15 protein-coding genes are annotated in these 15,163 nt (G+C 65.5%); 6 read left to right on the top strand and 9 right to left on the bottom strand.

The annotated features are described in order from the left end of the window. Positions 1–68: 68 nt before the first annotated feature. The 5 genes from GH664_RS15730 to GH664_RS15750 all read right to left on the bottom strand — a co-directional run bounded on the left by GH664_RS15730 (position 69) and on the right by GH664_RS15750 (position 4,907). Positions 69–1,226, bottom strand: coding sequence for an acyl-CoA dehydrogenase family protein (locus tag GH664_RS15730; protein ID WP_228111564.1), 1,158 nt, complete (start codon positions 1,224–1,226; stop codon positions 69–71). A 24-nt stretch (positions 1,227–1,250) separates the two neighbouring features. Beyond that, the gene (locus GH664_RS15735; protein WP_228111565.1) at positions 1,251–2,375 is read right to left on the bottom strand and encodes an acyl-CoA dehydrogenase family protein; all 1,125 of its coding nucleotides are present in this window, start codon (positions 2,373–2,375) and stop codon (positions 1,251–1,253) included. Further along, entirely contained in the window at positions 2,375–3,577 is a 1,203-nt protein-coding gene (locus tag GH664_RS15740; RefSeq protein ID WP_153169018.1) for an acetyl-CoA C-acyltransferase, read from the bottom strand. The genes GH664_RS15735 and GH664_RS15740 overlap by 1 nt, the downstream gene beginning before the upstream one ends. Before the next feature lie 72 nt (positions 3,578–3,649). After that, positions 3,650–4,105 carry a MaoC family dehydratase gene (locus tag GH664_RS15745; RefSeq protein WP_269468955.1) on the bottom strand — a complete coding sequence of 152 codons (456 nt, stop codon included), beginning with the start codon at positions 4,103–4,105 and terminating at the stop codon, positions 3,650–3,652. Between the two features lie 16 nt (positions 4,106–4,121). Further along, positions 4,122–4,907, bottom strand: a complete 786-nt coding sequence (locus tag GH664_RS15750; protein WP_194270427.1) for an SDR family oxidoreductase — start codon at positions 4,905–4,907, stop codon at positions 4,122–4,124. A gap of 220 nt (positions 4,908–5,127) precedes the next feature. On the opposite strand from GH664_RS15750, the gene GH664_RS15755 reads away from it, so the two are divergent. From GH664_RS15755 to GH664_RS15780, 6 genes are all read left to right on the top strand, one after another. Further along, positions 5,128–5,388 carry a helix-turn-helix transcriptional regulator gene (locus GH664_RS15755; protein WP_153169021.1) on the top strand — a complete coding sequence of 87 codons (261 nt, stop codon included), beginning with the start codon at positions 5,128–5,130 and terminating at the stop codon, positions 5,386–5,388. Next, a complete protein-coding gene (locus GH664_RS15760) occupies positions 5,378–6,652 on the top strand; it encodes a type II toxin-antitoxin system HipA family toxin (protein WP_153169022.1) in 1,275 nt (424 codons plus the stop codon). Before GH664_RS15755 ends, GH664_RS15760 begins: the two co-directional genes overlap by 11 nt. A gap of 137 nt (positions 6,653–6,789) precedes the next feature. Next, positions 6,790–9,135, top strand: a complete 2,346-nt coding sequence (gene hsdR / locus GH664_RS15765; RefSeq protein ID WP_153169023.1) for an EcoAI/FtnUII family type I restriction enzme subunit R — start codon at positions 6,790–6,792, stop codon at positions 9,133–9,135. 247 nt (positions 9,136–9,382) lie between these two features. Beyond that, on the top strand, positions 9,383–10,852 hold the full coding sequence (locus GH664_RS15770) for a class I SAM-dependent DNA methyltransferase (RefSeq protein WP_153169024.1): 1,470 nt from the start codon (positions 9,383–9,385) through the stop codon (positions 10,850–10,852). Between the two features lie 118 nt (positions 10,853–10,970). Next, on the top strand, positions 10,971–11,573 hold the full coding sequence (locus GH664_RS23935; protein WP_153169025.1) for an endonuclease domain-containing protein: 603 nt from the start codon (positions 10,971–10,973) through the stop codon (positions 11,571–11,573). Continuing rightward, positions 11,570–13,399, top strand: coding sequence for a restriction endonuclease subunit S (locus tag GH664_RS15780; protein ID WP_153169026.1), 1,830 nt, complete (start codon positions 11,570–11,572; stop codon positions 13,397–13,399). The genes GH664_RS23935 and GH664_RS15780 overlap by 4 nt, the downstream gene beginning before the upstream one ends. A gap of 101 nt (positions 13,400–13,500) precedes the next feature. Here GH664_RS15780 and GH664_RS15785 read toward each other — a convergent pair whose 3' ends face one another. The 4 genes from GH664_RS15785 to GH664_RS15800 all read right to left on the bottom strand — a co-directional run bounded on the left by GH664_RS15785 (position 13,501) and on the right by GH664_RS15800 (position 15,038). After that, the gene (locus GH664_RS15785) at positions 13,501–13,995 is read right to left on the bottom strand and encodes a DUF2442 domain-containing protein (RefSeq protein ID WP_153169027.1); all 495 of its coding nucleotides are present in this window, start codon (positions 13,993–13,995) and stop codon (positions 13,501–13,503) included. Next, positions 13,992–14,219 carry a DUF4160 domain-containing protein gene (locus tag GH664_RS15790; RefSeq protein ID WP_228111567.1) on the bottom strand — a complete coding sequence of 76 codons (228 nt, stop codon included), beginning with the start codon at positions 14,217–14,219 and terminating at the stop codon, positions 13,992–13,994. The genes GH664_RS15785 and GH664_RS15790 overlap by 4 nt, the downstream gene beginning before the upstream one ends. A 173-nt stretch (positions 14,220–14,392) precedes the next feature. Beyond that, complete coding sequence (locus GH664_RS15795) at positions 14,393–14,815, bottom strand: PIN domain-containing protein (RefSeq protein WP_153169028.1); 423 nt, start codon at positions 14,813–14,815, stop codon at positions 14,393–14,395. Beyond that, positions 14,796–15,038 carry an AbrB/MazE/SpoVT family DNA-binding domain-containing protein gene (locus GH664_RS15800; protein ID WP_153169029.1) on the bottom strand — a complete coding sequence of 81 codons (243 nt, stop codon included), beginning with the start codon at positions 15,036–15,038 and terminating at the stop codon, positions 14,796–14,798. The genes GH664_RS15795 and GH664_RS15800 overlap by 20 nt, the downstream gene beginning before the upstream one ends. Positions 15,039–15,163 lie beyond the last annotated feature (125 nt).

Here is a 15,163-nt window from a genome sequence, read left to right on the forward strand (position 1 = left end):
AATGAAAACGGCCGCACGCCCTGTCGGGAGTCGCGCTGCCGTGTATTGACTATGCGGAAAGCCCCGGCTCAGCCGCGCGGCATGCCCAGCCCGCGCTCGGCGATGATGTTGAGCTGGATCTCGTTGGTGCCGGCGTAGATGGTGTCGGCGCGCGAGAAGAAGAACACCTGCTGCAGGCGGCGCACCGCGTCGTCGTCCGAGCGCACGTCGCCCGCCACGCCGATCACGTCCATCGCCAGTTGGCCGAGCTCGCGGTGCCAGTTCGACCAGGCGTACTTGTAGATCAGCGCCTCGGGCCGGACCTTGGTCGAACCGGTGTCTTCTTCCAGCATGCGCAGGCCGTTGTAGCGCAGGCCCTGCAGGCCCACCCAGGCGTCGGCGATGCGCTGGCGGATCGCCGGGTCGCGCGCCGCGCCGTTGGCGCGGGCGACCTCGATCACCAGTTGCAGCTCGTGGATGAAGTGCATCTGCTGGCCGAGCGTGGACACGCCGCGCTCGAAGCCGAGCAGCGCCATCGCCACCTTCCAGCCCTCGCCCGGCTTGCCGACGATGCAGTCGGCCTCGGTCACCGCGCCGTCGAAGAAGACCGAGTTGAACTCGGCCTCGCCGGTCATCTGGCGGATGGGGTGGATCTCGATCCCCGGCTGCGCCAGCGGCACCAGCAGGAAGGACAGGCCTTCGCGCCCCACCGAGCCCGGCGTGCTGCGTGCGACGACGAAGATCCATTCGGATTCGTGCGCGAGCGAGGTCCACACCTTCTGCCCCTGCAGCCGCCAGCGGCCGTCCTCGTCCTGCCAGCAGCGCGTGGTGATGGCGGCGAGGTCGGAACCGGCGCCCGGTTCGGAGTAGCCCTGCGCCCAGTATTCACGCCCTTCACGGATGCCCGGCAGGAAGCGCGCCTGCTGTGTGGGGGTACCGAGCGCGATCAGCGTCGGCGCCATCAGCGTCTCGCCGATGTGGCCGATGCGGCCGGGCCCGCCGGCGCGCACGTATTCCTCGTGGAAGGCGAGCTGCAGCGCCAGCGGCAGGTCGCGCCCGCCGTGCTCCTTCGGCCAGCCCAAGCCGACCCAACCGCCGGCGGCCAGTTCCTGTTCCCATTCCTTGCGCAGCGCCGGGAAGGCTTCCTCGTCGCCGGGGCCGCCGCGGTGCTTCAGGCAGGCGAAGCGGCCGACCAGGTGGGTCGCCATCCAGTCGGCGACCTCCTGGCGAAATTGCTGTTCGTTCATGCTCATCGGTCCTTGTCGGTCCTGTCAGGCGGCGTCGAGCAGATGGGCGGCGAGCGCCTCGCGCCAGTCGCGGGTGGGGCGGAACCACTGGCTCGCCCACTGCGCGCGCTTGAAGTGCATCTGCGGGTCGTATTCCCAGGTGAAGCCGACCCCGCCGTGCAACTGGATGGCTTCCTGCGCGCAGTAGCGATAGGCCTCGGTGGCCTGCACGCGCGCGGCGGCGATCTCCGCCGCCAGCGCAGCGTCGTCGAGTCCGTTCCCCTGCGCGCCCTGCGACACCCGTGACGCCACGCCGAGCACGGTGGAGCGCGCGGTCTCCATGCGCACCATCATCTCGGCCGCGCGGTGCTTGATCGCCTGGAAGCTCGCCACCGGCTTGCCGAACTGCACGCGCTCCTTGGTGTAATCGACCGCGAGCTGCAGGCACTGCGCCGCACCGCCGACCTGCTCCGCCGCCACCTGCAGCGCAGCGAGGACGCGCGTGCGCGCGAGGCCGGCCAGCACCTGCGCCGGGTCATCGACGCGCGCGTCGGCCGTCAGCCGAACCTCGTCGAAGCGCCAGTGCGCCTGCGGGCGGGTCAGGTCCCACACCTCGAGCGGGGTACGCGACAAGCCGGCGGCGTCGACCGCCAGCTCGAACAGCGCCACACCCGGTGCCTCCTCGATGCGTGCCGCCACGTAGGCGTGCGTCAGCAGCCCGTCGTCGAGCACCTGCGCGGCCTCGCCGGCCAGCACCCAGCCTTCGCCGTCGCGACGCGCCTTCACCGTCAACGACGCCGGCGCCGCATCCAGGCCCGGACCGAGGATCAGCGTGGCGGTGCGCTCGCCGTAGGCCAGCGCCGCCAGTGCGCGCTGCTGCGCCTCCGCGCTTGCGGCCTGCAGCAGCGCGGTCTGCGCCAGCACCACGTTGGCCAGGAAGGGCGTGCGCGCCAGGCGCCGGCCCATCTCCTCCATCAGCAGCGCGAGCTCGACCGCGCCCAGGCCCAGACCATCGAGCGCCTCGGGCACCTGCACCGCCGCCCAGCCCAGCTCGACGATGCGCGACCACAGCTCGGCGTCGGCATCCGCTTCCTTGCGCGCATTGGTGTGGGCGGCGAGGAAGTCGGCCGCCGTCTCCTGCAGCGCACGCTGTTCGTCGGACAAGTTCATCACAGCACCTCGAACAGGCCCGCCGCGCCCATGCCGCCGCCGATGCACATCGACACCACCACGTAGCGCACGCCACGACGACGGCCCTCCAGCAGCGCGTGACCGACCATGCGCGCACCCGACATGCCGAAGGGGTGGCCGATGGAGATGGCGCCGCCATTGACATTCAGGCGGTCGTTGGGAATGCCGAGCTTGTCGCGGCTGTACAGGACCTGGCAGGCGAAGGCCTCGTTGATTTCCCACAGGCCGATGTCGCTGACCTTGAGGTTGAAGCGCTCGAGCAGCTTGGGGATGGCGAACACCGGGCCGATGCCCATCTCCTCCGGCGCGCAGCCGGCCACGGCGATGCCGCGGTAGGCGCCCAGCGGCGCGATACCACGGCGCTCGGCCTCGTCACGGCTCATCACCAGCGCCGCCGAGGCGCCATCGGACAGTTGCGAGGCGTTGCCGGCGGTGACGAACTCGCCCTGTTTGACCCACTGGCCGTCCTTCACCACCGGATTCAGCTTGGCGAGATCCGCCAGCGTGGTCGAGGCACGGTTGCACTCGTCGCGGGTGGCGATCACATCCTCGTGGCCCACCGGCTTACCTTCCTTGTCGAACACGAGCTTCCGCGCCGCCAGCGGCACGATCTCGGCGTCGAACAGGCCAGCGGCCTGCGCGGCGGCGGTGCGCTGCTGGCTCTGCAGCGAGAATTCGTCCTGCGCGGCGCGCGAGATGCCGTAGCGTGCCGACACGATCTCGGCCGTCTCCAGCATCGGGATGTAGGCCGCGGGCACGATCGCCTTCACCGCCTCGGACTGCGCGCGGTAGGTGTTCTTGTGCTTGGTCTGGGTCAGCGACAGCGACTCGACGCCGCCAGCCACCGCGATCTTCATCTCGCCGGCCAGGATGTTCTTGGCGGCGACGCCGATCGTCATCAGGCCCGAGGCGCACATGCGGTCCAGCGCCATGCCCGGCACGCTGTCCGGCAGGCCGCCGGTGTAGGCGCACAGACGGCCGATGTTGTAGGCCTGGGTGCCCTGCTGCACGGCGGCGCCCATGATCACGTCCTCCACTGCCGCCGGCTCGATGCCGGCGCGCTCGACGACGGCGCGCACCACATGGCCGCCCAGCACCGGCGCCTCGGTGTCGTTGAAGGAGCCGCGGAAGGACTTGGTGAGCGCGGTACGGGCGGTGGAAACGATGACGGCTTCGGTCATGGCGATGCTCTCTCTCGGAATTCGGGAATGTGGGTGCGGATGTCTGGGTTCGGGTGGCTGAGCGCAGCGGCGTCAGTCGTTGAAGGTGTAGCGGCTGATGGTGTCGACCACGCAGCCCGGGCGCTCGCTGCCCTCGATCTCGATGGTCACGCGCACGGTCGATTGCACCGCGTCCTTGATGCGCTCGACCTTGAGGATCTCGCCGCGGCCGCGGACGCGCGAGCCGGCCTTGACCGGCGCCGGAAAGCGCACCCGGTCACAGCCGACGTTCACGCCCATCTTCAGGTTGTCGGCGCGGATCAGTTGCGGCAGGAACAGGTTGGCGAGCGCCAGCGTCAGGTAGCCGTGCGCGATGCAGGCGCCGAAGGGGCCGTCCTTGGCGCGCACGGGATCGACGTGGATCCACTGGTGGTCGTCGGTGGCGTCCGCAAACTTGTCGATGCGGTCCTGGTCGAGCGCGACCCAGTCGGTCGTGCCCAGGTCCTGGCCCTCGGCCGCGACGAGCTGCTCGGCGCTGGAGAAAACCATGGTCATCGCCGCGCCCTCAAGCGTGCTGCGAGCTGACGGAGAGCACTTCGCCCGTCATGTACGACGCGTAGTCGCTGGCGAGGAAGACCATCACGTTGGCCACTTCCCACACCTCGGCGGCACGCCCGAAGGCCTCGCGGCTGGCGAGCTGGGCGAGCAGCTCCTCGCTGGAGGCCTTCTTCAGGAACTCGTGCAGCGCGATCGACGGCGACACCGCGTTGATGCGCACGCCATGCTCGGCCGCTTCCACCGCCGAGCAGCGCGTCAGCGCCATCACACCGGCCTTGGCCGCGGCGTAGTGGGCCTGGCCCTTCTGCGCGCGCCAGCCAAGCACCGAGGCGTTGTTGACGATGGCGCCACGGCCGCGCTTCTCCATGTGCGGCAACATCGCGCGCGTCATGCGGAAAGTGCCGGTGAGCGTGATGTCGAGCACCCGGTTCCACTCGTCGTCCGTCATCTCGGTGACGCGCTTCTCGCCACCCAGGCCGGCGTTGTTGATCAGCACGTCGACGCCGCCGAGCTTGTCCTCGGCCGCGGCGACCAGGGCCTGCACTTCCTCTTCGTTGGTCACGTTGCAGAGCTGGCCCCAGACGTTCTGCAGCCCGGTGTCGGCCTTGAGCTTGGCCACCGCCTCTTCCAGGCGGCGCGGATGGATGTCGGAGATCATCAGCGCGCGGCAACCTTCTTCGGCGCACTTGCGCGCGGCGGCAAAGCCGATGCCGGCGCCGGCCGCTGCGGTGATCAGGACGGACTTGCCAGCGAGCAACTGGTGACCGGGTACGTATGCGGGGGCTTCTTTCACGGCGTGAACCTCGAAGGGTGGAGATGCCGTCATTTATAGGGAGGTCGCAGGGTGCCGGCATCGTCAAAACGGACGGGGCCACAGCAGTGGCGGATTCCCGATCGGTAAATTTCTCCCTCCTGATGCGGCTCTCTGAGCATATGTTTCCCGATCGGTAAATATTGCTGGCACAAAGCGGGAGCCTGGCCCATAATTTCCCGAACGGGAAACAAGGAAAGCCGTGACGTCCATTCGCGCCCCCCAACAACTCGGCGATGCACTGCGTGCCGCACGCAAGCAGCTCGGCCTGACCCAGCCTCAATTGGCGCTCGCCGCGGGCGTCGGGGTGCGCTTCATCGTCGACCTCGAAGCGGGTAAACCAACCCTGCGGCTGGAGAATGTCCTGCGGGTGATCGATGCCCTGGGAGGAGAGCTCCAGTTGAGCGGTTTGCCCGTCGCGGATGCCAATCGCTCAACCGAGGGCAGCAGCCATGGCGCATGAGCTGGAGGTCTGGCTGTTCTCCGAGCGCGTAGGGACCCTGGCGCTGGTCGATGGGCGCCTCGGCTTTTGCTATGCGTCCGGCTGGCTGTCGCGGCCAAACGCTGTCGCCCTGTCGCACTCGCTGCCCCTGCGGGCCGAGCCGTTCGACGATCGGGCGACTCGCCCCTTCTTTGCCGGCCTGCTGCCGGAAGGACAGATGCGTCGCCTGATCGCGCGGCAATTCCAGGTCTCAGGCCAGAACGACTTCGCCCTGCTCGACCACATCGGAGGTGAATGTGCCGGAGCCGTAACCTTCATCGCGCCCGGGCAGACTCTGCCCACGCCTGCGCAGACCGGCGAGGTTCAATGGCTGAGTGACGAGGAAGTCGTCGAGCTATTGGACGAACTGCCTCGTCGCCCGATGCTGGCGGGCAAGGACGGCTTGCGGCTCTCGCTCGCGGGCGCCCAGGACAAGCTACCGGTGGTCTTCGACGGCGCACGCCTCGGCCTCCCCCTCAACGGTAGCCCGAGCTCGCACATCCTCAAACCGGCCATCCACGCCGTCGAGGACAGCGTGGTCAACGAAGGATTCTGCATGACGCTGGCAAAGGCCCTGCAGCTCGAGCCGGCGAAGGCGAGCGTCCATGCCGTATTGCATCGCCCCTTCCTGCTGGTCGAACGCTACGACCGTGTGCTGGATGCACAAGGACGCCGCCAGCGCCTCCACCAGGAAGACTTCTGCCAGGCACTCGGCGTGGTGCCCGAGATGAAGTACCAGAACGAGGGCGGGCCGGACCTGGCGCAATGCTTCGATCTGGTACGGCGTGCGACACGCCCCAGCGCGCCGCAGGTGCTGCGCCTGTTCGACTACGTGATCTTCAACGCGCTCATCGGCAATCACGACGCGCACGCCAAGAACTTCTCGCTGCTCTACTCCGGCAGGACACCAGTTCTCGCCCCGCTCTACGACACGCTCTCGACCGCCGTCTATCCGACCCTGACGCCGAAGATGGCGATGAAGATCGGCAGCAAGTACAAGTTCAGCGAAGTCGAGGCACGGCACTGGGAGCAATTCGCCGAAAGCGTGGGCCTTGCCAAGGCACCGGCCAGACGACGCATCCTGGAATTGGCGAACTTGCTTCCCGACACTGCACGCGCGCTTCAGTCTGCGGGTGAGTACGGCTTTGCCGAAAATGAGGTGGTCGAAAGCATCGTCGCCTTGATCGAGCAACGCTGCGCGCTGACGCTTCGGAGGCTGAGCCCCCCCGGCGCTCGTGATCAATAGGTCTCCGCCCACCCACTTTGAGCGAACGAAGGTGGGCTCGACCCGGCGTGCCCGCAGAGGAATCCATCGCCTTTGCATCCGCGCGCTTGTTGCTGTCATCATCCCCGCCAAGCTCAACGCCAGACCCCTCCGGGCTCATGAACAAGAAGACGCTATCCGAACGCGACATCTGCACCCAGTACATCACCCCGGCGATCGCTGCGGCGCAGTGGAACACCGAGCTGCAGATGCGCGAAGAGGTCCGGCTCACCGACGGCCGCGTGGTGGTGCGCGGGCAGACCGGGAGGCGCGACAAGAACAGCATCCGGCGCGCGGACTACGTCCTCTACTACAAGCCCGGCCTGCCGCTCGCCGTCGTCGAAGCCAAGGACAACAATCACTCGATGCGCGACGGCATCCAGCAGGCGCTGGACTACGCGACGATGCTCGACGTGCCCTTCGCCTTTTCCAGCAACGGCGACGGCTTCGTCTTCCACGACAGGACGCGCACGGAAGGCGCGCTCGAAACGGAGATCGCGCTGAGCGACTTTCCGTCGCCCGAGGTGCTGTGGCAGCGCTACCTGGCCTGGAAAGGCATCGGCGCCGACATCGCCCCCGTTTACGCGCAGGACTACCACAACACCGGCAAGCAGCCACGCTACTACCAGACGACAGCGGTCAACCGCGCCATCGAGGCCATTGCCAAGGGCCAGGACCGCGTCCTGCTCGTCATGGCGACCGGCACCGGCAAGACCTACACCGCCTTCCAGATCATCTGGCGCTTCTGGAAGTCGCACCCCAACAGCCGCATCCTCTTCCTGGCCGATCGCAACATCCTCGTCGACCAGACCAAGAGCAACGACTTCAAGCCCTTCGGCGGCGCGATGACCAAGATCGAGAACCGCTCGATCGACAAGTCTTACGAGATCTACCTCTCGCTCTATCAGGCCGTCACCGGCACCGAGGAAGAAAGGAACATCTACCGCCAGTTCAGCCCGGATTTCTTCGACCTCGTCGTCATCGACGAATGCCACCGCGGCAGCGCGGCCGAGGATTCCGCCTGGCGCACGGTGCTCGACTACTTCAGCGGTGCCGTGCATCTCGGGCTCACCGCCACGCCGAAGGAAACCGAAGAGGTCTCGAACATCAGCTACTTCGGCGAGCCGGTCTACACCTACTCGCTCAAGCAGGGCATCGAGGACGGCTTTCTCGCCCCGTACAAGGTCATCCGCGTCGACCTCGACAAGGACCTCGGCTGGCGTCCCCAGGCCGGCAAGCTCGACGCCAAGGGCCAGCTCGTCGAGGACCGCATCTACAACCAGCGCGACATGAACCGCACGCTGGTGCTCACCCAGCGCGACGAGGCCGTCGCCCGCCGCATCAGCGAGTTCCTCCGCGGCACCGACCGCATGGCCAAGACCATCGTGTTCTGCGAGGACATCGACCACGCCGCACGCATGCGCCAGGCGCTGATCAACGCCAACGCCGACCTCGCCAGCCGCAACCCCAAATACGTGATGCAGATCACCGGCGACAACCTCGAAGGCAAGCTGGAGCTCGACAACTTCATCGACCCAGAAAAGCCGTATCCGGTCATCGCCACCACCAGCCGGCTCATGACCACCGGCGTCGACGCCAAGACCTGCAAGCTCGTCGTGCTCGATCGCACCATCAACTCGATGACCGAGTTCAAGCAGATCATCGGCCGCGGCACCCGCATCGACGAGGAGTACGACAAGCTCTGGTTTTCCATCCTCGACTTCAAGCGCGCAACCGAACTGTTCGCCGACCCGGCCTTCGATGGCGAGCCGGTGGTCATCTACAACCCGAGTGGCGATGAGCCCGTCGTGCCGCCGGAGGACCCGCCGCCACCGGACCAGGAGACTCGGGGCCAGCCCGGCGAGCTTCCCGAACCGCCCACGACTGGCGGCGAACGCATCAAGTACGTCATTAAGGACGTGCCGGTCTACGTGGTGAACGAACGCGTCCAGTACTACGGCCCGGATGGCCGGCTGATCACCGAATCGCTGCGCGACTACACCCGCATCCAGATCGGCAAACGCTTTGCCTCGCTCGACGATTTCCTCAAGACCTGGAACGACGCCGACCGCAAGGCCGCCGTCATCGCCGAACTGGAAAACCAGGGCATCCTCTTCGAGGAGCTCGCCAAGGAAACCGGCAAGGCGCTCGACCCCTTCGACCTCGTATGCCACATCGCCTTCGGCCGCAAGCCGCTCACCCGCCGCGAGCGCGCCGACAACGTCCGCAAGCGCGACTACTTCACCCGCTACGAAGGCACCGCGCGCAAGGTGCTGGAGCTGCTGCTCGACAAGTACGCCGACGCCGGCATCACCGAGGTCGAGACCATGGAAGTGCTGCAGCTCCAGCCCTTCGATGCGCTCGGCTCCGTCTCCCAGATCATCAAGGCCTTCGGCGGCAAGCCCGCTTACCTCGGCGCCATCCGCGAGCTAGAGCGCGGGCTCTACCAGCAGGCGGCAAACTAACCGGCAAAAATTCGAACAATGAACGATCCGTTCGCGGCTTCTGACTCAAGCCCAGCAAGGCTTTCAGCGAGACGGAGGAACCGGCAACAGAACCGGCAACGGTCCACGTTGCGTCTCGCGGACGCGGGGAGACGCCTGCCCAGAAAAGGCGAAGGGGCCTTTCGGCCCCTTCTTTCATTACGCTGAGGGTTTGCATCAGTGACCCGACAACGTGTACGACTCGGATACTAAGCTCCAAAGACACCCCATGCCAATCAGCACCACCCTCATCAAATCCATCCAGGACATCATGCGCCAGGACGCCGGCGTCGACGGCGACGCGCAGCGCCTGTCGCAGCTCAGCTGGCTGCTCTTCCTCAAGATTTTCGACGACCAGGAAACCGAGCTCGAGCTGATGCACGACCGCTACCGCTCGCCCATCCCCGAGCCGCTGCGTTGGCGCAACTGGGCGGCGGACGCCGAAGGCATCACCGGCGACGAGCTGCAGGATTTCATCAACACCGAACTCTTCCCCGGCATGAAAGGCCTCGCCGCCGACCCCGCGCGCAACCCGCGCGGCTACGTCGTGCAGTCGGTGTTCGAGGACGCCTACAACTACATGAAGTCCGGCCAGCTGCTGCGCCAGGTGATCAACAAGGTCAACGAGATCGACTTCAACGACCAGGCCGAGCGCCACCTCTTCAACGACCTCTACGAAAAGATCCTCAAGGACCTGCAGAGCGCCGGCAACGCGGGCGAGTTCTACACCCCACGCGCCGTCACCCAGTTCATGGTCGACCAGGTCAATCCCCGACTCGGCGAGCGCATGCTCGACCCGGCCTGCGGCACCGGCGGCTTCCTCGCCTGCACGCTGGAGCACCTGCGCGGCCAGATCCGGACGGTCGAGGATCGCCACACCTGGCAGCGCGCCGTCGCCGGCGTCGAAAAGAAGCAGCTCCCGCACCTGCTGTGCGTCACCAACATGCTGCTGCACGGCATCGAAGTCCCCAGCCAGATCCGCCACGACAACACCTTGTCGCGCCCGCTGCGCGACTACCGCCCGGCCGACCGCGTCGACGTCATCCTCACCAACCCGCCCTTCGGCGGCACCGAGGAACCCGGCATCGAGGCCAACTTCCCCGCCGACATCCGCACCAAGGAAACCGCCGACCTCTTCCTGGTGCTGATCATGCACCTGCTCAGGGACGGCGGCCGCGCCGCGGTGGTGCTGCCCGACGGCACCCTGTTCGGCGAAGGCGTGAAGACTCGCATCAAGGAGCGCCTGCTCACCGAGTGCAACCTGCACACCATCGTGCGCCTACCCAACGGCGTGTTCGCGCCCTACACCGGCATCAAGACCAACCTGCTGTTCTTCACCAAGGGCCGACCCACCGAGCACGTCTGGTACTACGAGCACCCCTACCCCGCCGGCTACAAGAGCTACTCCAAGACCAAGCCGATCCGCATCGAGGAATTCGCTGCCGAGAAAGCCTGGTGGGGCACGGAAGAAGACGGCTTCGCCGCCCGCGTCGAGACCGAGTTCGCCTGGAAGGTCAGCATCGACGAGCTCCGCGCGCGCAACTTCAACCTCGACATCAAGAACCCCCACCACCCCGAGGAAGACAGCCACGACCCGCAGGAACTGCTCGCGCAATACACCGCGCTGCAGGCCCAGATCCAGGCCACGCGCGACGAACTCAAGGCCATCCTCGCCGCGGCGCTCGAGGGGCGCGCATGACGCCATCAAACCGCTACGCGCCGCGTAGCATTTCCACCTCAAGCAGCCGATATGCAATGAATTTCCCCCCTTTGCAAAAGGGGGGCCAGGGGGGATTTGCCTTTTGCAGGAAGCCCAGATGAAACCCTACCCCCCCGCCCAAAAAGCCTTCGCCCGCGAACTCCGCAGCCACCAGACCGATGCCGAACAGCAACTCTGGCATCGCCTGCGCCGCAAGCAACTCCATGGCCTCCAGTTCTATCGCCAGAAGCCGATCGGCCCGTACATCGTCGATTTCTACTGCGCCGCCGCACGCCTCGTGATCGAACTCGACGGCAGTCAGCATTTCGAGCCCGCGCATCGGTCCAGGGACCAGCAGCGGGATGCATACCTCGCGCAGCAAGACTTGATGGTGCTGCGGTTCGACAACCTGCAAGTGCTCAAAGAAACTGAAGCAGTGATTCAGCTGATTCATCGGACGTTGGAAACCCGAATCCCCCCTGCCCCCCTTTTGCAAAGGGGGGTTCAAACCTGCGCGGCGACGTCCAGCGTCACAAGCACGCCCACGCCCATACCCTCCCCCGCTGCAAGCCCCGCCTCCGCAACTCCCCCCTCCGTAACTCCCGACAGCGCAACTCCCCCCTTTGCAAAAGGGGGGCCGGGGGGGATTTGCTCGGGTGACCCATACCTCGTCGAAGTCCAGAACACCTCTCCCGCCCTCCCTCTGGAGGATCAGCCATGAGCGCCGCGCTACTGGAAAACTTCAACCTGCTCGCCACCAGCGTCGGCGGCGTCGCCAGGATGCGCGAACTGATCCTGAGCCTCGCCGTGCGCGGCAGGCTGGTGCCGCAGGACCCGAGCGATGAACCGGCGAGCGAGCTGCTGAAGCGGATTCGCGCGGAGAAGGATCGGCTGATCAAGGAAGGGAAAATCAGTCGGGACAAGCCGCTGGTGGCCATTACCGATGATGAACAACCCTTCGAGTTGCCAACCGGTTGGGAGTGGGTGCGCTTGAGCACGCTGCTTTCAAAGATCGGCGCCGGGTCAACACCGCTTGGTGGCAAGGAGGTCTACACGAACTCCGGGGTCAAGTTCTTGCGGTCGCAGAACGTCTGGAACAACGGACTGCATCTCACCGATGTCGCGCTTATCCCTGCGGAAGTACATGCGCGCATGTCTGGAACAGTCGTTCTGGCGCAGGACATTCTCTTCAACATCACTGGCGCCTCAATCGGACGATGCGCGCTCGTCCCCGACGATTTCGACGAAGCGAATGTCAGCCAGCATGTAACGATCATTCGGCCCGCCTTAACTGAGATACGGCACTTCCTGCACGTGGTATTGACCTCCAATCACGTCCAACAGACGGTGATGGACGTGCAAGTTGGTGTCTCGCGCGAGGGGTTGAGCATCGGCAAGCTTGGACAGTTTGTGATTCCACTCCCCCCGCTCGCCGAACAATCCCGCATCGTCGCCAAGGTCGAGGAACTCATGGCCCTGTGCGACCGGCTCGAAGCCGAGCAAGGCCACGCCGCGCGGGTGCAGGGGCATTGGGTCGACGCCGCGCTCGACCAGCTCGCCGAATCCGCCGACGCCGATGAGTTCCGCCGCCACTGGCTGCACCTCGCCGCGCATTTCGACACCCTCTTCACCACGCCCGAATCCATCGACCGCCTCGACGCCACCCTGCTCCAACTCGCCGTGCGCGGCAAACTCGTCCCGCAAGACCCGAACGACGAGCCCGCCAGCGAACTGCTCAAGCAGATCCGCGCCGAGAAGGAGCGGCTGATCAAGGAAGGCAAGGTCAAGCGCGACAAGCCGCTTGCGCCGATCACCGACGACGAAAGACCCTACCAAATACCGAAGGGGTGGCACTGGGTGAGGCTCGCCGAAACTTGCTCCCAGGTCACGGACGGCGAGCACATCACGCCAGAGCGTGTCGAGAATCCAACAGAGGTACCGCTGGTTACCGCGAAGAATGTTCGCAACGGATATATGGACTACACGGTCACCGACTTCGTACCGAGAGCAGTTGCAGAAAAATGTTGGACCCGCTGCAAGCCGGAAGTAGGAGACATATTGATGGTGTCTGTCGGCGCGACGCTAGGACGCCTTTCCGTGCTACGAGAAACCCAAGCGATGGTCCTCGTCCGAAGCGTGACACTTCTCCGGCCAATTGCGTCCGTTTGCGACAAAAACTATCTGGCACTTCACCTGAACTCGCCGGCCACTCAAACCGAAATCTGGCAGTCGGTTAAACAGAGTGCTCAACCCTGCTTGTACTTGGCGAAGTCATGCGCGCTCGGTATAGCTTTGCCCCCACTCGCCGAGCAATCCCGCATCGTCGCCAAGGTCGAGGAACTGCAGTCACTGACCGCCAGCCTCAAGACCCTACTCACCGCCGCCCAGACCAAGCAGGCGCATCTGGCCGAAGCCCTGATCAGCGAACTGACCACCCCGACGCCCGCTGAATTCGATGCAGAGACGCGCTTCGCGCTGCGCACGCAGCGTGGCCAGGGACGGGAGGTGACAGGCCTGGCCTTGCTCGACAAGGCTGCACGGCAATGACCTGTGATTACCTCGAACGCATCCTCGCAGACACCGCGCTACCACCAACCTCCGTTACTGCAGATCATGCACATGGGGTGCGTTAACCGAGGTCGTCACCCTCAAGCACGCGCAGCAGCGTACTCGCGCACCGTCGGCAAGGTACGCGGCAGTGCCTTCGTCGTCGGTCGAGTGACTTCCCAACCGAGGCAGGCCAGCCAGATGGAACGCGGAATGGCTTTGTGCGCGGTGCGGTAGTAGCTCACCATGCGGCGGCTGATGCCGAGCGCCTCGGCCGCCGTGGTCAGCGACAGATCGTTACGGTGCATCCAGTCGCCGAACATTTCATGACTGACTTCACCGGCCTGCTCCTTGGCCCACGCATAGACGTTGTCCTCGCCAAACTCGGTATCGAACCACTCGATGCCGCCTCCCCAGTCGGCGATATGCGCACGCGCAAACACCTCGGGTTCGAGGATGGGTGCGAGCGCGGGGATCTTGCGCAGAATGTCGCCCACGTCGACCTCCAGCACTTCACCTGTGCTCCAGGTGGTGCGCAGGCGGTAGGGTGCCAGCGCCACAACGGCTGTCAGCTTCGGGAAAAAGTAATCGCTCACGGGTTGTTCCTCCGCCATTGATCGAACAGGAAATCCCGGTTCGTTTTGATCCAGGCCAGCGCTTCACGTATTTCGCGTTCAGCCACCCGCCCCTTGATCGCGCCCCCATCGATATCGACCGTGCATTCCCTGCCATCACGCAGCTTGACGTGGACATGGGGCGGTGGATGGTCGCTCAGGTACATCAGAACACGTACGTCGTTGAAGCGTTGCAGGATCGGCATGCATCGGAGTGTAGTGCAATGATTGCCCCACTTCAACGCCGCTGCTTCGGTTGGTCATCCGCGGAGAGGCCCAGCCAGGCCCACATTATCCGCTTCGATGAGCAGACTGCCGAATAGGCGACCCGCCCGCGCAGAGCCAGGAAGGTCTCCGCAAAGAATCAGGCAACAGGGCATCAACCGTTGAAAGGATTGCGGACGGTCAGGCCATCGAGCACCAGACCGTCCTGCAAGTCCTCGGTGTAAAGCACTTGGGCGCCGGCGTTCTGTGCCGCGGCGCAAATCAGCGCGTCATAAAGCGATAACCGATACCGCTCCGCGAGATACAGCGCGCGTTCATGGACGGGGAGCATGAGCGGCAGCACCTCGCAGCAGGCTTTCACCGCGTCGAGCAGCTCGCGGACCTCGGGCCAGGGCAGCTTCAGCTTGCGCAGACAGACGGACGCGGCCTCATTCAGTACCTGCACACTGACCAGGCCGCCTTGTGCCAGCAGCGCCTCGGCCGTGTTCGCCTTCGCCTCGTCCGCCGACAACAGGTAGAGCACCACGTTGGTGTCGAGAAACACCCGCTGGGTTGGTTCAGCGCTCGCGGTCGGCATCGTTGGCCTCGAGGCGGTCGAAACGGAAATCCGCAGGAAGCCGGCCACGCAGGCGGCGAAGGCGGGTCAGCAGTTCCTGTGGCGGCGTCTTGCGCGCGACCTCGAGCGAGCGCTCACCGACGACATGCAGCTCGATCTCCTCCCCTTCCGTCAGGTCCAACGCCTGAACGACCGCGGCAGGCAAGCGAACGGCGAGCGAATTGCCCCATTTGGCGACCTGCATGGCTGCACCTCATCAAGATATACAAAGCAAAACAAGTATATCCATAAAAGCTGGCGCCAAGAGCAGGCAGGTCGTGCGGGGACGCGCGAAGATTGTTGCAGTCCAAGCGCGGGACGCTTCGGCTG

Source organism: Thauera sp. 2A1 (genome assembly GCF_009469595.2).
GTDB lineage: Bacteria > Pseudomonadota > Gammaproteobacteria > Burkholderiales > Rhodocyclaceae > Thauera.